The 19,804-nt window shown below is 73.8% G+C and carries 19 protein-coding genes; 11 read left to right on the top strand and 8 right to left on the bottom strand.

Annotated features, from left to right (window positions below):
• The first annotated feature begins 55 nt into the window (after nucleotides 1-55).
• Nucleotides 56-1,066: an LLM class F420-dependent oxidoreductase gene (locus ACWGIF_RS34565; RefSeq protein WP_453503437.1), complete on the top strand. Its 1,011-nt coding sequence runs from the start codon at nucleotides 56-58 to the stop codon at nucleotides 1,064-1,066.
• A 57-nt stretch (nucleotides 1,067-1,123) separates the two neighbouring features.
• Here the strand turns inward: ACWGIF_RS34565 and ACWGIF_RS34560 are convergent, their stop codons facing one another.
• Nucleotides 1,124-1,525, bottom strand: coding sequence for a hypothetical protein (locus ACWGIF_RS34560; protein ID WP_453503436.1), 402 nt, complete (start codon nucleotides 1,523-1,525; stop codon nucleotides 1,124-1,126).
• Between the two features lie 117 nt (nucleotides 1,526-1,642).
• Complete coding sequence (locus tag ACWGIF_RS34555) at nucleotides 1,643-2,221, bottom strand: hypothetical protein (protein ID WP_453503439.1); 579 nt, start codon at nucleotides 2,219-2,221, stop codon at nucleotides 1,643-1,645.
• A 178-nt stretch (nucleotides 2,222-2,399) separates the two neighbouring features.
• On the opposite strand from ACWGIF_RS34555, the gene ACWGIF_RS34550 reads away from it, so the two are divergent.
• The gene (locus tag ACWGIF_RS34550) at nucleotides 2,400-2,702 is read left to right on the top strand and encodes a hypothetical protein (RefSeq protein WP_453503435.1); all 303 of its coding nucleotides are present in this window, start codon (nucleotides 2,400-2,402) and stop codon (nucleotides 2,700-2,702) included.
• A gap of 70 nt (nucleotides 2,703-2,772) precedes the next feature.
• On the opposite strand, the gene ACWGIF_RS34545 is transcribed toward ACWGIF_RS34550, so the two are convergent.
• The 3 genes from ACWGIF_RS34545 to ACWGIF_RS34535 all read right to left on the bottom strand — a co-directional run bounded on the left by ACWGIF_RS34545 (nucleotide 2,773) and on the right by ACWGIF_RS34535 (nucleotide 6,003).
• Nucleotides 2,773-3,855: a prenyltransferase gene (locus ACWGIF_RS34545; RefSeq protein WP_453503434.1), complete on the bottom strand. Its 1,083-nt coding sequence runs from the start codon at nucleotides 3,853-3,855 to the stop codon at nucleotides 2,773-2,775.
• Entirely contained in the window at nucleotides 3,852-4,586 is a 735-nt protein-coding gene (locus ACWGIF_RS34540) for a class I SAM-dependent methyltransferase (RefSeq protein ID WP_453503432.1), read from the bottom strand. Before ACWGIF_RS34540 ends, ACWGIF_RS34545 begins: the two co-directional genes overlap by 4 nt.
• A 103-nt stretch (nucleotides 4,587-4,689) precedes the next feature.
• A complete protein-coding gene (locus ACWGIF_RS34535; RefSeq protein WP_453503431.1) occupies nucleotides 4,690-6,003 on the bottom strand; it encodes a glycosyltransferase family 4 protein in 1,314 nt (437 codons plus the stop codon).
• A 217-nt stretch (nucleotides 6,004-6,220) separates the two neighbouring features.
• Here ACWGIF_RS34535 and ACWGIF_RS34530 point away from each other — a divergent pair, with 217 nt between their 5' ends.
• Nucleotides 6,221-6,844, top strand: a complete 624-nt coding sequence (locus tag ACWGIF_RS34530) for a TetR family transcriptional regulator (protein WP_453503429.1) — start codon at nucleotides 6,221-6,223, stop codon at nucleotides 6,842-6,844.
• Nucleotides 6,845-6,903: 59 nt separating this feature from the next.
• Here the strand turns inward: ACWGIF_RS34530 and ACWGIF_RS34525 are convergent, their stop codons facing one another.
• The gene (locus ACWGIF_RS34525) at nucleotides 6,904-7,848 is read right to left on the bottom strand and encodes a LysR family transcriptional regulator (protein ID WP_453503428.1); all 945 of its coding nucleotides are present in this window, start codon (nucleotides 7,846-7,848) and stop codon (nucleotides 6,904-6,906) included.
• 96 nt (nucleotides 7,849-7,944) lie between these two features.
• On the opposite strand from ACWGIF_RS34525, the gene ACWGIF_RS34520 reads away from it, so the two are divergent.
• Both ACWGIF_RS34520 and ACWGIF_RS34515 read left to right on the top strand, forming a co-directional pair.
• A complete protein-coding gene (locus ACWGIF_RS34520; protein ID WP_453503427.1) occupies nucleotides 7,945-9,189 on the top strand; it encodes a nuclear transport factor 2 family protein in 1,245 nt (414 codons plus the stop codon).
• A 107-nt stretch (nucleotides 9,190-9,296) separates the two neighbouring features.
• Nucleotides 9,297-9,671: a VOC family protein gene (locus tag ACWGIF_RS34515; protein ID WP_453503425.1), complete on the top strand. Its 375-nt coding sequence runs from the start codon at nucleotides 9,297-9,299 to the stop codon at nucleotides 9,669-9,671.
• Between the two features lie 112 nt (nucleotides 9,672-9,783).
• Here ACWGIF_RS34515 and ACWGIF_RS34510 read toward each other — a convergent pair whose 3' ends face one another.
• Both ACWGIF_RS34510 and ACWGIF_RS34505 read right to left on the bottom strand, forming a co-directional pair.
• Nucleotides 9,784-10,017 carry a ferredoxin gene (locus tag ACWGIF_RS34510; protein WP_326591042.1) on the bottom strand — a complete coding sequence of 78 codons (234 nt, stop codon included), beginning with the start codon at nucleotides 10,015-10,017 and terminating at the stop codon, nucleotides 9,784-9,786.
• Entirely contained in the window at nucleotides 10,017-11,495 is a 1,479-nt protein-coding gene (locus ACWGIF_RS34505) for an aldehyde dehydrogenase (RefSeq protein WP_453503424.1), read from the bottom strand. Before ACWGIF_RS34505 ends, ACWGIF_RS34510 begins: the two co-directional genes overlap by 1 nt.
• Before the next feature lie 179 nt (nucleotides 11,496-11,674).
• On the opposite strand from ACWGIF_RS34505, the gene ACWGIF_RS34500 reads away from it, so the two are divergent.
• From ACWGIF_RS34500 to ACWGIF_RS34475, 6 genes are all read left to right on the top strand, one after another.
• Nucleotides 11,675-12,724, top strand: a complete 1,050-nt coding sequence (locus ACWGIF_RS34500; RefSeq protein ID WP_453503422.1) for an MBL fold metallo-hydrolase — start codon at nucleotides 11,675-11,677, stop codon at nucleotides 12,722-12,724.
• A 326-nt stretch (nucleotides 12,725-13,050) separates the two neighbouring features.
• A complete protein-coding gene (locus ACWGIF_RS34495) occupies nucleotides 13,051-14,301 on the top strand; it encodes a prenyltransferase/squalene oxidase repeat-containing protein (protein WP_453503420.1) in 1,251 nt (416 codons plus the stop codon).
• Nucleotides 14,301-15,011 (top strand): SCO2322 family protein, encoded by a 711-nt coding sequence (locus ACWGIF_RS34490; protein ID WP_453503419.1) that lies wholly within the window; start codon nucleotides 14,301-14,303, stop codon nucleotides 15,009-15,011. Before ACWGIF_RS34495 ends, ACWGIF_RS34490 begins: the two co-directional genes overlap by 1 nt.
• Nucleotides 15,008-16,336: an energy-coupling factor transporter transmembrane component T gene (locus ACWGIF_RS34485; RefSeq protein WP_453503418.1), complete on the top strand. Its 1,329-nt coding sequence runs from the start codon at nucleotides 15,008-15,010 to the stop codon at nucleotides 16,334-16,336. Before ACWGIF_RS34490 ends, ACWGIF_RS34485 begins: the two co-directional genes overlap by 4 nt.
• On the top strand, nucleotides 16,333-18,495 hold the full coding sequence (locus tag ACWGIF_RS34480) for an ATP-binding cassette domain-containing protein (protein WP_453503417.1): 2,163 nt from the start codon (nucleotides 16,333-16,335) through the stop codon (nucleotides 18,493-18,495). Before ACWGIF_RS34485 ends, ACWGIF_RS34480 begins: the two co-directional genes overlap by 4 nt.
• A complete protein-coding gene (locus tag ACWGIF_RS34475; protein WP_453503416.1) occupies nucleotides 18,492-19,421 on the top strand; it encodes an ECF transporter S component in 930 nt (309 codons plus the stop codon). Before ACWGIF_RS34480 ends, ACWGIF_RS34475 begins: the two co-directional genes overlap by 4 nt.
• Nucleotides 19,422-19,804 lie beyond the last annotated feature (383 nt).

Here is a 19,804-nt window from a genome sequence, read left to right as displayed (position 1 = left end):
TTGCCCTACAGTCACCTGACTGTCCGTCAGAAATGACCTCGCCGGAGGGGACCGCATGCGCCTCGGACTCGCACTCGGCTACTGGGGGCGCGGCCCCGATCCCGCCCACCTCGACCTCGCCACCGAGGCCGAGAACCTCGGCTACGACTCGGTGTGGACCGCCGAGGCCTGGGGCTCGGACGCCTTCACCCCGCTGACCTGGATCGCCGCGCACACCTCGCGGATCCGCCTCGGCACGGCCATCGCGCAGATGGCCGCCCGCACCCCGACCGCCACCGCCATGCAGGCCCTCACCCTGGATCACCTCTCCGGGGGCCGGATGATGCTGGGGCTCGGACTGTCCGGCCCGCAGGTGGTCGAGGGCTGGTACGGGCGCCCCTTCCCCGCGAGCCCGCTCACCGCGACCCGCGAGTACGTCGACGTCATCCGCCAGGTACTGCGCCGCGAGGGGCCGGTCGCGCTGGACGGCCGCTTCCACAGCCACCCGTACCGCGGCGAGGACGGCACCGGCATCGGCAAGCCCCTCAAGCCCATCACCCACCCGCTCCGCGCGGACCTGCCGGTGCTGCTGGGCGCCGAGGGCCCCAAGAACATCGCGCAGACGACGCGGATCGCGGACGGCTGGCTGCCCCTGTACTGGTCGCCGACCCGCACCGACGTGTATCAGGCCTCGCTGACGGACGTCCCCGACGGCTTCATGATCGCGCCGATGGCCCGCGCCAAGGTCTGCGCCGACGTCACGGAGGGCCTGCTCCCGGTCAAGGCGATGCTCGGCTTCTACATCGGGGGCATGGGCCACGCGGCCCGCAACTTCCACGCCGACCTGATGGCCCGGATGGGCTATGAGGAGGAGGCCCGCCGCATCCAGGAGCTGTTCCTCGCCGGCCGCAAGGAGGAGGCGGTCCTGGCCGTCCCGGACGCGTTCGCCGACGAGATCTCCCTGATCGGCCCCCGCGAGCGGATCGCCGAACGCCTGGAACTGTGGCGCAAGGGCCCCGTCACCGACCTCCTCCTGACGGCCCCGGACCCCCACACCCTGCGCGTCCTGGCCGAGCTCAACAGCTAGGCCGTCTCTTTCGGATCTTGCTGGGCCCGACGGCCGCGGGGACCGGGGCCCGGGGTGTCAGGGTGAGGGGGTGTCCGCGTCCGACTGCGGCACGGCCGCCAGCAGTTCGCGGACGTCCAGCGGCATGACGGCGATCTCGATGCTTCCGCCGCCCTCGTAGGTGCAGGTGACGATCCGCGAGCCGGGGTTGATGGAGATCCCCTCCTTCACGGACGGGACCCGCAGGCCGGTGGCTCGGCCGCCGGGCAACGCTACGGATGCACCGCGCCCGGGCACCCAGCGGGCCACGCCCTCCTCGGCGTACAGCCGGCCCGGCCGCCAGCGGCCCCGGCCGGCCGGAATGCGCGCCATACCGGGAATGCCGGGCACGGGCCCGGCGGCCACCCGCGCGAGGTGCTTGCGCCGCACCAGCCACCCGGCCCCGGCGATCCCGCCGGCGAGGAACACGTACTCGATCACCCGCCCATTGAAGCAGCCACGCCGCAACACCCACCGCCCCGGCCCGCCCCGGCCCCGGCCCCGGGGACAGGAAACGGGCCGGGACGACGGCGACGGCGACGGCGACGGCGACCGCCGTCAGCCGCCCAGCTGGGAGGTGCTCGGGACCTTGTCGACCACTTCGGCGCCCGCGCTCTTGCCCGCGTCCTTGACGCCGTCGATGACGTTGCTGAAGGCGTCGATGTCGGCGTCGCCCGCCTGGCCCTTGCGGAGCTTGCCCGCGAGGCCCTTGAGCGACTCGATGCCCGCCGTCAGCGGGGCCAGTGCCTTCGACAGCAGCGGGTCGCCCTGGGCGTTCTCCTTCGCCGCCTTCAGCCGGTTGTACGCGAACGCGCCCGCGAGGCCCGCCTTGATGAGTGCGAAGGTGCGGCCCTTCGCACCCTTCTTGAACTTGCCGTCGCGGTACGGCTTGACGATCCACTGGTAGGTCGCCCCGGCAGCGAGACCCGCGTTGGCGACGAAGCGCGTCTTGGCGAACTTCTGCTTCTCGGCGGTCGTGCTGGGCGAGGGCGTCGGGGCCGCCCGTTCATCGGCTTCGACGGCGGCCGGCTCGGCGGCGGCGAGCGCGGCCAGGTCGGCGGCCGCGGCTGCGGAGAAGACCTCCTCCCGCTGGCCGTTGCCGCCACCGCCGCTGCCGCAAGCGGTGGCGCCGATCATCAGCGCGGTGGACAGGATGACCGCCGTGACGGCGCGACGGAATCGAACGGTCGTGGGTACGGACACGGTTTCCTCCGGGGACTGAGGCGTCTTCCGCAGCCTCACCCCGGTCCCCCGGCTCCACCACCCGGAGGGCCCGTTCGGGTTTACCCTGCGCGTTCGCGGCAACACGCGGGACATGCCCACACACACCCGAGTACAAGCCCGAAGCAGCACTCAGGCAGGCCGGGCCGTCGCACTGGTGGCGGACGTGCTGGCCTTCGTGATCGCCCTGTGGATCCTGCTGTACCTGCTGGAGGCCAACCAGGGCAACGAACTGGTCGGCTTCGTCCACGACGTGGCGAGCTGGCTCGCCGGCTGGTCCTACGACCTGTTCACCTTCAGCCGCGAGTGGGTCCAGGTGGTGATCGGCTACGGCCTCGCGGCCGTCGTCTACCTCCTGCTCGGCCACGCCATCGCGGGCTGGCTCTACCGCCGCTGAGGCCGGCGACCGCGACAGCGGCCGCGCCGACCGCAACCGCGACCGCCGCAACAGCGACCGCGGCGACCGCTCAGCCGCAGCAGTCCGGCTCCAGTCCGGCCGGGAGCGAGGTCCCGCCGAACACCTCGGTGGTGGCCTCGTCCCCGCCCAGGGCGGCGACGGCGAGCAGCAGGGACGCGGCGGTCCAGGTGGTCTGCTCCACCGGCCAGACCGCCTCGTCCTGGAAGACGTAGCCCGTCCAGTACATGCCGTTGTCGGCGCGCAGGTGGGTGATCGACCGCAGGATCTCCAGGGCCCGGTCCGACTCCCCCGTCGCCCACAGCGCGAGCGCCAGCTCGCAGGACTCGCCGCCCGTCACCCACGGATTGGGCAGGACGCAGCGCACGCCCAGGTCCGGGACCACGAACTCGTCCCAGCGCGCCTCGATCCGCGCCTTGGCCTCGGAGCCGGTCAGGGCGCCGCCGAGGACCGGGTAGTACCAGTCCATCGAGTAGTGGTTCTTGTCGAGGAACCGCTCGGGATGGCGGCGGATGGCGTGCCGCAGCGCGCCCGCGGCGAGCTCCCAGTCCGGCTGGGGCTCCTCACGGTGCTCGGCGATCGCCAGCGCGCAGCGCAGCGCCTGGTGGATGGAGGAGGAGCCGGTGAGGAGCGCGTCGGTCACGGCCGTGCCGTCCGCCTCCCGCTTCCAGCCGATCTCGCCGCCCGGCTGCTGCAGGGTCAGGACGCACTCCACGGCCGCGTACACGGCGGGCCACATGCGGTCGAGGAAGGTGTCGTCGCCGGTGGACAGGTAGTGGTGCCAGACGCCGACGGCTATGTACGCGGTGAAGTTGCTCTCGCGGCCGGCGTCCTGCGGCTCGGCGGTGTCCACGCCGTCCGGCCGGTCGGCGTAGGCCGCGTACCAGGAGCCGTCCTGGTTCTGGTGCCGGGCCAGCCACGCGTACGCCCGCTCGGCCGCCTCGTGTTCACCGGCCGCGTCCAGCGCCATCGCGGCCTCGGTGTGGTCCCACGGGTCGAGGTGGTGCCCGCGGAACCACGGGATGGCTCCGTCCGCGCGCTGGGCGGCGAGGATCCCCGCCACCGTCTCGGCGGCCTGTTCGGCGGTCAGTACGCCGTCGAGGACCAGGTGTTCGGTGCGCCCCGGCGAGCTCACAGGGCCGCGCCGACGGGGAGGTGGGGCTTGGTCGCGTACGCGACGAAGCTCTTGCCGATGAGCGGGTTGAGGGCCTGCTCGGCGAGGCGCGTCGCCAGCGGCTTCTTCATGATGTCCCAGACCAGGAGCTTGTGGTACGCCTTGACGGGCAGCGCCTTGTCGTTGTCGACGCCGAAGGCGCACTTGAGCCACCAGTACGGGGAGTGCAGGCCGTGCGCGTGGTGCGTGCCGTAGGGCTTGAGGCCGGCGGCCTTCATCTTGCCCAGCAGCTCGTCCGCCTTGTAGATGCGGATGTGGCCGCCCTCGACCTCGTGGTAGGCGTCGGAGAGCGCCCAGCAGATCTTCTCGGGGCCGTAGCGCGGCACGGTGATGGCGATGCGCCCGCCGGGCTTGAGCACGCGGACCATCTCGGCGAGCACGCCCTTGTCGTCGGGGATGTGCTCCATCACCTCGGAGATGATGACGACGTCGAAGGACTCGTCGGGGAAGGGCAGGGCGAGCGCGTCGCCCTCCATGGCGGTGGCGGTGGCTCCGGCCGGGGCCTCACCGGCCTCCTTCATGGCGGCGAACCACTTGGCGACCTCGCGGATCTCCTCGCCGTTGCGGTCGACGGCGACCACCTGGGCGCCTCTCCGGTAGCACTCGAAGGCGTGCCGGCCTGCGCCGCAGCCCAGATCGAGTACGCGGTCGCCTGCGGCGAGCGGGAACCGGGAGAAATCGACGGTCAGCACGGGGTCCTGCCTTCGCGGTCGCGGGGGTGTACGGAGGTGGTGTGGAACAGGGCGGTGTGGAACAGGGCGGTGTCGGGGGGTGCGGTGGGGAAGAGGCGGAAGGTCACCGCGCGCGGCGGGTACGGGCGGCCTGTTCGATGGCGGCGCGGTAGTGCGCGACGGTGCCCTCGGCGGCCCTGGCCCAGGTGAACCGGGTCAGCACCCGTTCGCGCCCCGCGGCCCCGAGGCGGGCCCGCAGCTCCGGGTCGCCGAGCATCCGGCCCAGCGCGGTGGCCAGCGCGTCCGCGTCGCCGGGCGGCACCGCGAGGCAGGTCTCGCCGTCGGGTCCGGCGACCTCGGGGATCGCGCCGCCGGTGGTGGCGACGAGCGGGGTGCCGGTGGCCATGGCCTCGGCCGCCGGGAGCGAGAACCCTTCGTAGAGGGAGGGGACGCAGGCGATCTGGGCGCTGCGGACGAGGTCGACGAGCTCGACGTCGGTGATGCCCTTGACGAAGCGGACGGCGTCCTGGAGTCCGTACGTCTCGATGGCGCGGGCGACCGGCCCCTTCTCGGCGCGCTTGCCGACGACGACGAGGTGGGCCTCGGGGTGTTCGGTGCGCAGCTTCGCGAGCGCCTCGACGAGGTACACGAGCCCCTTGAGCGGCACGTCGGCGCTGGAGGTGGTGACGATGCGGCCGGACACCTCGGCGACGGACGGGTCCGGCGACCAGAGGTCGGTGTCGGCGCCGATGTGCACGACGTGGATGCGCTCGTCCTGGACGCCCAGGTGCTCGGCGATCTCCTGCCTGGAGGATCCGGAGACGGTGAGCACGGACGGCAGCCTGCGGGCCACGCGGCCCTGCATGCGGGTGAAGGCGTACCAGCGACGTACGGAGAGCCGCTTCTTGCGGTCCTTCGCGGCGGCGAGGTCCAGCTTGCGGTCGACGGTGATGGGGTGGTGGATCGTCGTGACCAGGGGCGCGCCGAGGTCGCCCAGCAGGCCGTACCCGAGCGTCTGGTTGTCGTGGATGACGTCGAAGTCGCCTGCGCGCGCGGCCAGGTGGCGGCGGGCGCGCAGGGAGAAGGTCAGCGGCTCGGGGAAGCCGCCGGTCCACATGGTCGCGACCTCGAGGGCGTCGATCCAGTCCCGGTACTCGTCGCGCTTCGGCGTACGGAACGGGTCGGGGCTGCGGTACAGGTCGAGGCTCGGAAGCTCGGTGAGCGAGGCGCCCGTGTCGAGCACCGGGTAGGGCTGCGCGCCGACGACCTCGACGGAGTGCCCCAGGCGGACGAGCTCGCGCGAGAGGTGGCGGACGTAGACGCCCTGGCCGCCGCAGAACGGGTTCCCCTTATAGGTGAGGAGTGCGATACGCAGCGGGCGGTCGCCGTCGGTGACGGAACCCGCGAAAGGGCTCGTCACCATGGCCTCAGCGGTCACTCTCGGCCCCCTTCTCCCTGCACTTTCGCCGGAGCGTAACCGCTCGGATAATGTAGAACAAGTTTCAGACTTGATCCGTCGAAGACCATTGAATCTACCGGCCGGAAACCACACCGTAAGAGGCGGAGCAGGTGATTCGCGCCACGGCTCGGGCGCCTGCCATGCTGGCTCCGGACCAGCCCGGATTCAGCCCGCGCAACGACACGGAACGGGACACATGACAGCGGAAGTGAAGGCCGTCACGACACCGGCGTCGCCTCCCCTGACGGAGCGCCAGGAGGCGCGCCGCCGCCGGATCCTGCACGCCAGTGCCCAGTTGGCCAGCAGGGGCGGTTTCGACGCCGTCCAGATGCGCGAGGTCGCGGAGGCGGCCGGCGTGGCGCTGGGCACGCTCTACCGCTATTTCCCGTCGAAGGTCCACCTGCTGGTCGCCACCATGCAGGACCAGCTCCAGCACATGCACACCACGCTGCGCAAGCGCCCGCCGGCCGGGGACGACCCGGCGGCCCGGGTCGCGGAGACGCTGATGCGGGCCTTCCGCGCCCTGCAGCGGGAACCGCAGCTGGCCGACGCGATGGTGCGGGCGCTGACCTTCGCGGACCGGAGCGTGAGCCCCGAAGTGGACACGGTGTCCCGGCTGACCACGGCGATCATCCTGGACGCGATGGGCCTGGAGGCCCCGCCGACGGCGCAGCAGCTCTCGGCCGTCCGGGTCATCGAGCACACGTGGCACTCGGCGCTGATCACATGGCTCTCGGGCCGCGCCTCGATCGCCCAGGTCAAGATCGACATTGAGACGGTGTGCCGCCTGATCGATCTGACGGCGCCGGAAAAGTCCTGAAGCCACCGCTCGGACGGGCGGACGGGCGGACCGGGCGGACGGACGGGCCGGCAGGCCCGTCAGTCGTCTCGGCTCTCCGTGGCGGCCGTCGGCTCGGGCGCGGTGGGGGCGGGACCGCCCGCCGGGCCGAAGGCCGTCGCGAGCCGGTCCAGCAGCGCCGCTGCGGACGGGTGCGGGTCGCGGCGGGGCGTGATCGCGTGGATGCCGCGGGTCGGGGGATCGACGAGGGCCACCGTGGTGACGTCGGTCCGCAGCGCACCCCTCAGCACCCCGGGTATCAGGGCGATGGCGTGGCCGGTGGCGACCAGAGCCGTCTTGCCGGGCAGATCGGCCGCGGTGAGGTCGATACGGGCGGTGGCTCCGGCGCGGGCCGCGTGCTGGCGCAGCAGCGCCGCCGAGCCGTCGTTGTCCTCGACCCAGGTCTCGTCGGCCAGCGCCCGGATGTACACCGGGCCGCTCCCGGCCCGCGGGTGTCCGACCGGCAGCATGACGACCATCTCGTCCATTCCCAGGAACCGCCGTTCGACCCGCGGATCATGGGGTAGCCCCGGCGGCGCGTCGGTGACGACGGCGACGTCGAGATCGCCGGCGGTCACGCGGTCGTGCAGGTGCGCGCTCAGCCCGGGCAACAGGCTCCACCGGAGGGGTCCGGCCGTCTCCAGCAGGCGGCGGATCGCCGCGGGCACGATCCCGGCGGCGAGGGACGGCGTCGCGCCGACGGCCAGCGGCCGGCTCAGCACCCCGTCACGAACGTCCCGTACGGCCCGCACGGCGCGGTCGGCCTCGTTGAGCGTGGCCGAGGCGTGGTGGCGGAACACCTCACCGGCCGGCGTCGGCCGCACACCGCGTACGTGCCGCTCCACCAGCGGCACCCCGAGCCGGCGCTCCAGTCCGGCGATCTGCCGGGAGACGGCCGACTGCGTGTAACCGAGCTCGGCGGCCGCCGCCGACAGCGACCCGAGCCGGCACACCGTCACGAACGTCTGCCACGCCGTCAGGTCCATGGCACGAGTATGCCCGGCCGGTATGCGTGTCCCGCATGGCCGGCCTGCCGGATCTGCGCTTGTCGCAACGGTCGCGACTCCCCGACGCTGGGAGGCATGACCGCACCGCACACGATCGCCGTCCTCGGCCTGGGCCGGATGGGCACCGCGATCGCGACACGACTCTCCGACCACGGCCACGACTACGGCCACGACCAGCACCGCGCCGGCGACCACGACCACGACCACGACCACGATGCCCCCGACCGGAACCTCGGCTGGAACGTCGTCGGCTGGACACGGTCCGGGCGCACGGCAGGCGCCGTCGAGACGACCGGCGACCCGAACGACGCCGTGGCGAAGGCCGACGTAGTACTCCTGGCACTGTTCGACGGCCGGGCCTGCCAGGAGGTCGTCGACCAGGTCCGCGACGCGCTGCGCACGGACACGATCGTGCTGAACACCAGCACGATCGCCCCCGCCGAGGCGTCGGGGCTGGCCCGGCGACTCGGCCCGTCCTACGTCCATGCGCCCGTGCTCGGGTCCGTGCCGGCCGCCGCCACCGGCAACCTGCAGATCCTCGCCGCCGCCCACCAGGACGCGCTCGACCGGGTGCGACCGGTGCTGGAAGCCCTCGGCACCGTACGGCGCGTCGACGACGCCGCCACGGCTGCCGCACTCAAACTGGTCGCCAATCACAGTCTCGCCGGCGCCGTCCTCGCGCTGCGCGATGCACTGCGGCAGGCCGACGCCCTGGGCCTGCCCCGTGCGCAGGTACTGGACGTCCTCGAACTCGGCCACCTCGGCAGGCTCGTCGCGCGTAAGCGAACCTTCCTCGACGGCGGGCCGGCCGCCACCACCGGCCGGGCCGAGTTCACGATCGGCGCACTGGCCAAGGACATGGCGCTGCTGGCCGCCGCCTCGGACACCCCCCTGCGCAGTGCGGCCGACCTGGCGGGCACCCCCGCCGACCCCGAGGCCGACATCGCCGTCGCCGCCACGGTCCCCGCCGTGGGTGACGACGTCCTCGAACCGCTCGGCGCCTACCTCCGCGGACACGCCACCGGCGACCCCGCCCACTTCCGCGACGCGTTCCTGCCCACGGCCCATGTCGAAGGGATCCGGGACGGGTCGTTCGTCTCGTGGCGCCTGGACGAGTACTGCGCCCTCTTCCACGGCCGGCCGGCCCCGGACGAACCGACGCGCTCCCGCCGTATCGACTCCGTCGACGTCCACGGCACCGTCGCGACCGCGTCCATGACGCTCCGGCACGGCGCGGACACCTTCACCGACGTCTTCCTGCTCGTCCAGGCCGACGGCGGCTGGCGCATCGCCAACAAGGCCTACCACCGCCATCCCTGACAGGCTTCGGATTCCGCTTTCGCTTCGGCTTCAGGTCCCACGGCCCCGCGGGCCGGCCCGGGAATCTCGATGGACAACCCGCTCGGGCACGGCCGATAGTGCGCTCCATGGCTTCTCTCATACGACACCTCACGGTCGACTGCTCCGACGCCTACCGGCTGGGGCGGTTCTGGGCCGCCGTCCTGGACGGCTCGCTCGCAGACGACGACTTCCCGGGAGACCCCGAGGCCCTGGTCACGGCGCCCGGCTCGACCCTGCTGTTCGTGACCGTGCCCGACGTGAAGACCGCGAAGAACCGGGTGCACGTGGACCTGCAGCCGCAGGACCGGTCGCGCGACGCCGAGGTGGAGCGCATCGTCGCTCTGGGCGCGACCGTCGTCGGCGATCACCGCAAGGCCGACGGGACCGGCTGGGTGACCCTGGCCGACCCCGAGGGCAACGAGTTCTGCGTCGAGCGGAGCGCCGCCGAGCGCACGAAGTGACGCGTGGGTAAGAGGCCTGGAGCCCGAGGGACGGCCGGACCGCCCCGACCGGCCGGCCGGGGCGGAGCGGGCCCGTGCCCCGTTCGCCCCGACCCCGGCTGCTGATGCAGAGCTACTCCTCCGGGGGGAAGACCGGTTCGCCGGTGGCGGCCAGGGTGATCATGATGGCCTCCACCGGGCAGCCCTCCGCGGCCGTCAGGACCGGTTCGTTCGCGTCCGACTGCGGGGTGCGGGGGTGGGACTGGCGCGCCGAGTCCAGGACGAAGCCGTCCGGGGCGTGGTTGACGCACATGCCCGAGCCGATGCAGACCCCCCGGTCCACTTCGACCTGCCAGCGGTCACCCATCAGGCACCCGCCTCGCCGGCGCCCGCCTCATAGCCTGCCGGGAGGTGGATCATCTTGTGCTCCAGGTACTCGCTCAGGCCCTCCGGGCCGAACTCCCGGCCCACGCCGCTGTTCTTGTAGCCGCCGAACGGGCCCAGCATGTCCAGGCTGAAGGTGTTCACGTTGAAGGTGCCGGTGCGGATCCGCCGGGCGAAGTCGATGCCGTGCTCGACGTCGCGGGTCCAGACGCTGCCGCTGAGGCCGAACTCCGAGTCGTTGGCCACCCGTACCGCCTCCGTCTCGTCCCCGTACGGGATCAGGCAGACGACCGGGCCGAAGATCTCCTCGCGGGCGATGCGCATGGAGTTGTCGACGTCGCCGAAGAGGGTGGGCTCCACGTACCAGCCCCGCTCCAGACCCGCCGGGCGGCCGCCGCCGGACAGGACCTTCGCACCCTCTTCCTGGCCGATCCGGATGTAGTCCAGGGAGCGCTGTTGCTGGCGCTGGGCCACGAGCGGGCCGAGCTGGGTCGCCGGGTCGAGCGGATCGCCCACCACCAGCGCGCCGGCGGCCGCCGCGAGGGCCTCGGCCACCTCTTCGTAGCGGCTGCGCGGGGTGAGGATCCGGGTCTGGGCCACGCACGCCTGCCCGTTGTTCATCCAGGCGGCGGGCACGATCCCGGCGATGGTGGCGTCCAGGTCCGCGTCGGGCAGGATCACGGCGGCGGACTTGCCGCCCAGTTCGAGAGTGACCCGGGTGAGGTTGCGCGCGGCGACCTCCATGACGCGCTTGCCGGCGGCGACCGAGCCGGTGAAGGCGACCTTGTCGACGCCCGGGTGGCCGACCAGGTACTCGCTGACCTCGCGGTCGGCGGGCAGGATCGACAGCACTCCCTCGGGGAGTCCGGCCTCCCGCACGATGTCGGCGAGGATGTAGGAGTCCAGGGGCGCCTCGGGGGACGGCTTGAGGATGACGGTCGAGCCCGTGAGGAGGGCGGGCGCCAGTTTGGCCGCCGCCACGAACTGCGGGACGTTCCACGGGATGACGGCGGCGACGACGCCCACCGGCTCCCGGCGCACCAGGATCGGCCCGAGCACGCCTTGTCGGTGCTCCTCGTACGGGTAGGCGCGCGCGACGGTGATCGCGGCGTCGTAGACCATCATCGGGCCGAGCGCCTGGGCGAGGACGCTCCAGGAGTACGGGGACCCGTTCTGCGAGCTGATCGAGCGGGCGATCTCCTCGTGCCGTACGGCGATGGCGTCCTTGATCCGGGAGACGACGGCGATGCGCTCGTCCAGCGTCATCCGCGGCCAGGGCCCCTCGTCGAACGCCTTGCGCGCGACGGCGACGGCGCGGTCGACGTCCGCCTTGGAGGCGTGCGGGACGGAGCCGATGACCTGCTCGGTGTGGGGGGAGACGATCCGGATGGTGTCGGTGCCCAGCGGATCCGTCCACTCGCCGCCGATGAACAGTTGTCCGTGTTCCACGAGCTCGGTCATGGCTGAGGCCTCCTGCGGCTTGGCGTTCCAGAACTGATACCAGTTCTAGTTAGAGGAGTCCACGGCCAGGACGGAACACCCGAGAAGATCCAACGACTAGTCAGGAAGCCGGGGAAGTGGTCGACTTGGGCTACTACTGAAACACGTTCTCGTCAGAGGGCGGCAACAGGGGAGGGCTCATGCCGGAGGACACGTCACAGGTCACCGATCACGGCGGAGGCGTGTGGGGGATCAAGGTGCCCATCCCCGACAACCCCCTCGGACACACCCTCGTCCACGTCCTCGACACCGACCGCGGCCCGGTCCTCGTCGACACCGGCTGGGACGACCCCGCATCCTGGGACACCCTCGTCGCCGGCCTCGCCGCACTCGGCATCCCCGTCGCCGACGTCCACGGCGTGGTCATCACCCACCACCACCCCGACCACCACGGCCTGTCCGGCCGGGTCCGCGAGGCGTCCGGCGCCTGGATCGCCATGCACGCCGCCGACACCGAGGTCGTCGTACGGACCCGCGCCTCCGAGCCCGGCGTCTGGTTCGACTACATGAGCGCGAAGCTCGCCGCCGCCGGAGCCCCCGAAGAGCACATCGCCCCGCTGCGCGCCGCCTGCGCGAGCGGCCGCATGCGGACCCTGCCCGGCCTGCGCGCCGCCGTCCCCGACCGGGAGATCGTCCCCGCCGAGCTGCTCCCCCTCGCCGGACGCCGGCTGCGCGCGATCTGGACCCCCGGCCACACCCCCGGCCACGTCTGCCTGCACCTGGAGGAACAGCACCCGGCGAACCTCCCCGGCAACGGCCGCCTCTTCTCCGGGGACCACCTGCTGCCCGGGATCTCCCCGCACATCGGCCTGTACGAGGCCCCCGAGGACACCCGCGTCACCGATCCCCTCGGCGACTACCTCGACTCCCTCGAACGCATCGGCCGGCTGGCCCCCGCCGAGGTGCTCCCGGCCCACCAGCACGCCTTCACCGACGCACCCGCCCGCGTACGGGAACTGCTGGACCACCACGAGGAACGGCTGTCCGGGCTGTGGGCCCTGCTCGCCGAGCCGCTGACCCCGTGGGGCCTGGCCGAGCGGATGGAGTGGAACCGGCCCTGGGAACAGATCCCGTACGGCTCCCGCAACATCGCCGTCTCGGAGGCGGAGGCCCACCTGCGGCGGCTGGTGAAGCAGGGCCGCGCGGAGGCCGTCCCCGGAACCGACCCGGTGACGTACCGGGCGTTGTGACGGAACCCGGGACGGAACCGAGGCGGTACCCCTGGTAAGGGGCTCCGGCACCCGGCGCCCCCGGGCGCGCTGGCTACGGGCCGGTACAGTGAGGCCGTCGTCCACACTTCCGTACGGGGGGAAGCCGGTGCGAATCCGGCGCTGACCCGCAACCGTGACCCACTCCGGCGCTGCCCGGTGCGGGGAGCCGGAATGCCCCGTACCGGAAGTGCGCGGCTCGCGCCGCCGGGTCCCCGGCGGCCGGCACCGTCGAGGTAAACGGAGCCGGAGCCCGGTGCCTTCGCGTGCCTGCCTCCGGATCCCCAGCAGGAGAGGCACCAGCCCCCATGATCGTCCGCCGCAGCGCCGCCGCGCTCGCCGCCTCCGCCGTGCTCTGTGTGGGCGTCGCCCCCGCAGCCCTCGCCGACACCGCGCCGCCCGCCTCCCCCTCCGCCCCCCCGGTCATCCCCTCCGGGCTCTACGGCAAGAACGACCCCACGTACGACGGCGTGTGGCGGCAGTCCTTCGCGCTGCTCGCCCAGCACACCGTCGGCGTCAAGCCCGCACAGCAGGCCGTCGACTGGCTGGTGGGCCAGCAGTGCGCGACCGGCGGTTTCGCCTCCTTCCGCGCGGACGCGGGCAAGGCGTGCGACGCGACGACGATGCTCGACACGAACGCCACCGCTGCGGCCGTGCAGGCGCTGAAGGCGCTCGGCGGCCAGGACGCGGCGGTCAGGAAGAGCGTGGACTGGCTGAAGTCCGTCCAGAACGAGGACGGCGGCTGGAGCTACGTGCCCGGTTCCCCGAGCGACGCCAACTCCACCGCCCTGGTGATCAGCGCGCTGGCCGTGGCGGGCGAGAAGCCCGCCGAGGTCACGTCGAAGGCCGGCAAGACGGCGTACGAGGGCCTGTTCCCCTTCCAGCTGGGCTGCGCCGCCGAACCGGCCGCCGACCGGGGCGCCTTCGCGTACCAGCCGGCCGACGGCAAGCTCATCGCCAACGCCGACGCCACGGCCGCCGCGGCGCTGGCCGGCCTCGGCAAGGGCGCGGCCGTCGTCCCGACCGGGGCGGACACCCCCGCCGCGCCGCTGACCTGCCCGGCGAACGGCGCCGACCCGGTGGCCGCCGCCCAGGGCGCGGCCGGCTACCTGGCCGAGCTCCTCAAGAAGGACGGCCACCTCACGGCCGTCACCCCGGGCGCGGACCAGCCGACCGCGGACACCGGCAACACCGCCGACGCGGTGATCGCCCTGGCCGCGGCCGGGCACAAGCAGTCGGCGGCGGGCGCGCTGGAGTGGCTCAAGGGCAACGCGGCCTCGTGGGCGCAGGGCAGCCCTGCGGGGCTCGGCACCCTGATCCTCGCCGCGCACGCCACGGGCACCGACCCGAAGTCCTTCGGCGGCACCGACCTCGTGGCGGCGCTGAACGCGACGGGTCCGGCCCCGCAGGGTGCGGACACGCAGGCGACCACCGTGGACAGCGACACGGACAAGCCCTCCGGCGGCCAGAACGTCTGGTGGATCATCGGTGCGGGCGCCGCGGCCGGCGTGGGCATCGGCATCCTGCTGAGCGGCCGCCGGAAGAAGAACCAGCTCTGATGCGCCGCCGCCTGCCCGCCGTGGCCCTCGCCCTCGGGATCGCCTTGGCCCTGCTGGCCGCCACTCCGGCGCTGGCGGCCGGATACCGCTACTGGTCGTTCTGGGACGGCGCGTCCGGCGGCGCGTGGTCGTACGCCACCCAGGGGCCGTCCATGGCCCGGCCCGCGGACGGAGCCGTCCAGGGCTTCCGCTTCTCCGTGAGCAAGGACGCGGCGGCCGAGGCGGCCAAGCCGCGCGCAGCGGCCGACTTCGAGGCCGTCTGCGGGACGACAGCCCCGGCGGACGGAAAGAAGCGGGTGGCCCTGGTCGTCGACTTCGGCGTCCCGCAGGACGCCCCGGCGGGCGACGCCCCGCCCGAGGCGGCCCCGCGCACGGCCTGCGCACAGGTGGCCCCCGAGGCCACGGCGGCCGAGGCGCTGGCGTCGGTCGCGAAGCCGCTGCGCTACAACAGCGCGGCGCTGCTGTGCGCGATCTCGGGCTACCCGAAGCAGGGCTGCGGCGACCAGGTCGCGGACACCTCGGCGGACACCTCGGCGGGCTCCTCGGCAGAGGCCTCCGCCGGGGCATCCGCCGCACCGTCCGGGGCCGGGCCGTCCGGGTCGGCGCCGTCCGGTGACGGCGGCCCGTCGGCGGGCCTGCTCGCGGGCATCGTCGCGGTGGCCGTGCTGGCCGCCGCGGGCATCTGGCAGTCCCGCCGCCGCGGCCGATGACGAGCCCGGCGACGCCGGGCGACACCGGCCCGCGGCCCATGGCGGCCGGCCGTCCCGCCCCACCGCTGCCCGGCCCGACGACGCCGGGCGACGCCACCCGACGCCGGCCGCAGGTCCGGCGCACGCCCACCGGAGCGGCACCCACCGGAGCGGCACCCGGCGAGGTGACCCCGGCCCGCCGGAGCCACCCCGCGGCGCAGGATCCCCCGCACCGGTCGACGTACAAGAAGTGGCAGGCTCCGCTCGCGGGCCGGGCCACCGCCCTGCACGCGGGGGCCTGGTGGCTGTGGGCCCTCGGCCTCGCCACCGCCGCCTCCCGGACCACCAACCCCCTCCCCCTCGGGCTGATCATCGGCGTCGCCGGATACGTGGTCGCGGCCCGCCGCACGGACGCGCCCTGGGCCCGTTCCTACGGGGCCTTCCTCAAGCTGGGCCTGTTCGTCATCGGTCTGCGCCTGCTCTTCTCCATGCTCCTCGGCTCCCCCATCCCCGGCTCGCACACCCTCTTCACCCTCCCGGAGGTCCCGCTCCCGGCCTGGGCGCAGGGCATCCGCTTCGGCGGCCGGGTCACCGCCGAGCAGTTGGTCTTCGCCTTCTACGACGGCGCGAAGCTGGCCACCCTCCTCGTCTGCGTAGGCGCCGCGAACGCCCTCGCCAACCCGGCTCGCCTCCTCAAGTCCCTCCCCGCCGCCCTCTACGAGGCCGGCGTCGCCGTCGTCGTCGCCATGACCTTCGCGCCGAACATGGTCGCCGACGTCGTACGCCTGCGGACCGCCCGCCGCCTGCGCGGCCGCTCCACCGGCGGGGTGAAGGCCGTCCTGCAGATCGGCCTCCCGGTCCTGGAGGGAGCCCTGGAGCGCTCCGTCGCCATCGCCGCGTCGATGGACGCGCGCGGGTACGGCCGTACGGCACAGGTCCCGCCCGCCGTCCGGCACACCACCAACGTCCTGACCCTCGGCGGCCTGCTCGGCATGTGCGCGGGCACGTACGGGCTGCTCGCCGCGCAGGGCGCCGCGTTCGGGCTCCCCGTACTCGGCGTCGGCACGGTCCTGGCCCTCGCGGGCCTGCGGCTCGGCGGCCGCCGCTCGGTGCGCACCCGCTACCGGCCCGACCCCTGGGGACCGCGCGCCTGGCTGGTCGCCGGATCGGGTGCGGCCGTCGCCGCCCTGCTGATCCATGCCGGCGCCGTCGACCCAGCCGGTCTGCACCCGGGCGTGGTACCGCTGCAGGCACCCGCGCTCCCGCTGTGGCCGGCGGCCGCGATCCTGATCGGCCTGCTGCCCGCCTTCGTGGCACCCGTACCGCCCAAGGAGGCATTGCAGTGATCCGCTTCGAGCAGGTGTCGGTCACCTACGAAGGTGCGGCCGGCCCGTCCCTGCAGGGTGTCGACCTGGTGATACCGGAGGGAGAGCTGACGCTGCTGGTCGGCCCGTCGGGCGTCGGCAAGTCCACCCTGCTGGGGACGGTCTCCGGACTCGTCCCGCACTTCACGGGCGGCACCCTGCGCGGCCGGGTCACGGTGGCCGGCCGTGACACGCGCACGCACAAGCCGCGTGAGCTCGCGGACGTGGTGGGCACGGTCGGCCAGGATCCGCTCGCCCACTTCGTGACGGACGTGGTGGAGGACGAGCTCGCCTACGGCATGGAGTCCCTGGGTCTGCCACCTGCGGTGATGCGCCGCCGGGTGGAGGAAACCCTCGACCTGCTCGGCCTGAACGAGCTGCGCGACCGCCCCCTCGCCACCCTGTCCGGCGGCCAGCAGCAGCGGGTCGCGATCGGCTCGGTCCTGACCCCGCACCCGAAGGTGCTGGTCCTGGACGAGCCGACGTCCGCGCTGGACCCGGCGGCGGCGGAGGAGGTCCTGGCCGTGCTGCAGCGGCTGGTGCACGACCTGGGCACCACGGTGCTGATGGCGGAGCACCGGCTGGAGCGGGTGGTCCAGTACGCCGACCAGGTCCTGCTCCTGCCCTCCCCGGGCGCGGCCCCGCTCATCGGGACCCCGGCGGAGGTGATGGCCGTCTCCCCGGTCCACCCCCCGGTGGTCTCCCTGGGCCGCCTCGCGGGCTGGTCCCCTCTCCCCCTCTCGGTCCGCGACGCCCGCCGCCGGTCCGCGCCGCTCAGGTCCCGCCTGTCGACCACGCCCGGCCCCCATCACTCCGCCGACGCTCGGAGCGAGGCCCCGGCCCCGGCCCCGGCTCCGGCCCCGGCCCCGGCCCCGGCCCCGACTCCGGCTCCGGCTCCGGCTCCGGCTCCGGCTCCGGGCAATACCCCCGGCCTGGTCACGACCCCGAGCCAGGGCCACGCCACGGGCACAGCCCCGAGCCAGGTCCCGGTCCCGGGCACCGCCCCGGGGAACCCCGCGCAGCCAGGGTCCCCGTCCGCCCGCCCCGCCGCTTCCCGGGCTCTGCCCGGACCCGCGCCTCAAACGCCGGCGGGGCTGAACGGTCCGGCCGAGCCGGACGGTGCGCCCTCGTCCGCAGGGCCGGACTCCCGCTCCGCTCAGCCCGGCTCCTTGAAGGGACGGCCCCAGCCGAATCCAGCCCCGCCGGCGCTTGAGGCGCGGGGCGCGGGGCAGAGCCCCGATCCTTCAGCCCCGCCGGCGCTTGAGGCGCTAAGGTCCGGGGGCGGAGCCACCACCGGCGGGGCCCGGCCCGGGCTGTTTTCGCGCCTGCTCCGGCGTGGCGTGCCGCGCCCCACTCCCGCCCCCACCCCGGGAGGGATACCGGCGGAGGCCCGCAGCCTCGGCGTCCGGCGCGGCCGCCGCGAGGTGCTCCGCGGCATCGACCTCACGGTGGCGGCCGGCGAGACCATCGCCCTCATGGGCCGCAACGGCGCCGGCAAGTCCACCCTGCTCTCCGCCCTCGTCGGTACGGTCGCCCCCACCACCGGCGAGGTGACCGTCGGCGGCCGGACCCCGCACCGCACCCCTCCGCCCGAGATGGTGCGTCGCGTCGGCCTCGTCCCGCAGGAACCCCGCGACCTCCTCTACGCCGACACCGTCGCCGCCGAGTGCGCCGCCGCCGACTCCGACGCCGGCGCGGCCCCCGGTACCTGCCGGGATCTCGTCTCCGCGCTGCTGCCGGGCGTCTCCGACGACATCCACCCCCGTGACCTCTCCGAGGGGCAGCGCCTGGCCCTGGCCCTGGCGCTGGTCCTCACCGGCCGCCCGGCCCTGCTGCTCCTCGACGAGCCGACCCGCGGTCTGGACTACGCCGCCAAGGTCCGCCTGATCGAGATCCTGCGCGGCCTCGCAGCCGAGGGCCACGCCATCGTCCTCGCCACGCACGACGTGGAGCTCGCCGCCGAGCTGGCGCACCGCGTGGTGATCCTGGCCGGCGGGGAGATCGTCGCGGACGGCCCGACCGCCGAGGTCGTCGTCTCCTCCCCCGCCTTCGCGCCCCAGGTGGCGAAGATCCTGGCCCCGGGCCGCTGGCTCACGGTGAGCCAGGTCGCCGAGGCCCTCGACGCGGCGGAGCCCCGATGAACAGCCCCGACCGGCAGGCCCACCAGGGCCGCCAGAGCCGCCCCGTCCGCTCTGTCCGCCCCGTCCGCATCGGCCCCCGGGCCGCCGCCGCGCTGGTACTCGTCACCCTCATCGGCATCGCGGCCTTCGGCTGGCCGCTCCTCGCCGACCGGCAGTCTGGGCTCGCCCACTCCCAGGACGCCCCCTGGCTCTTCGCCGCGCTGCTCCCCCTCCTCGTCGCCGTGGTCGTCGCGACCATCGCCGACGACGGCATGGACGCCAAGGCGGTGGCGATGCTCGGGGTGCTCGCCGCCGTCGGGGCGGCGCTGAGACCGCTGGGTGCGGGCACGGCCGGGCTGGAGCCCATGTTCTTCCTGATGGTGCTCAGCGGGCGGGTGCTCGGTCCGGGCTTCGGTTTCGTCCTGGGCTCGGTGACGATGTTCGCCTCCGCCCTGCTGACGGGCGGGGTCGGGCCGTGGATGCCGTTCCAGATGCTGGCCATGGGCTGGTTCTCGCTGGGGGCGGGGCTGTTGCCCGGCGCGGAGCGGATCCGGGGCCGGGCGGAGCTGCTGATGCTGGCCGCGTACGGCTGCGCGGGCTCGTTCGCGTACGGCACGGTCATGAACCTGCAGGGCTGGGTGATCCTGCAGGGCATGGGCCAGGGCATCTCCTTCCACCCGGGGGAGCCGGTCGCCGCGAATCTGGCGCGGTTCGTCGCCTACTGCCTGGCGACCTCGGTGGGCTGGGACCTGGGCCGGGCCGCGCTGACCGTCGTACTGACGCTCACGCTCGGGGCCACGCTGCTGAAGGCGCTGCGGCGGGCGACCCGGAAAGCTGCCTTCGACGCGCCCGTCTCCTTCGATCCGGGGGCGGAATCAGCCGTAAACCTGCCCCCTAAAGGGGTACAGACGGTGACACTCGGTGAGTTTCGGGCGCCCCGGGGGTGAGCCGCCCCATAGGGCCCAGGTCACATACGAGGCGCGATAGTAGCTCCCGAGGGCCCGATACCGGCGCCTCACAGCGCCCCGGCCTGCGCGGACGGTGATCGCGGCGCCGGGGGGCCGGGGGACCCCGGCTGCGAAGGCGGCTAGTAAGCGGGGTCTTTGCCAGGGCGCCGGGGCGTCTGTAGAACTGGATGAGTCGCCGGGCGGCACGGGTGCTTCACCCGCCGCCGACGAACCCCTCTCCACCGCGTGAGTGGCTCACGCATGTCTCCGGCATGCCCGCGACCGTCCCTGTTCCCTTCGGAAGGTCAATCCGTGTCCAACGCCGTCATCCGCCGCATCGCCGCCTCCAAGAAGACCCTCGTGGGTTCCGTCCTCGCCCTGGG

The organism is Streptomyces sp. NPDC054849 (assembly GCF_053610945.1).
This window is presented reverse-complemented; position numbering and strand designations above follow the sequence as displayed.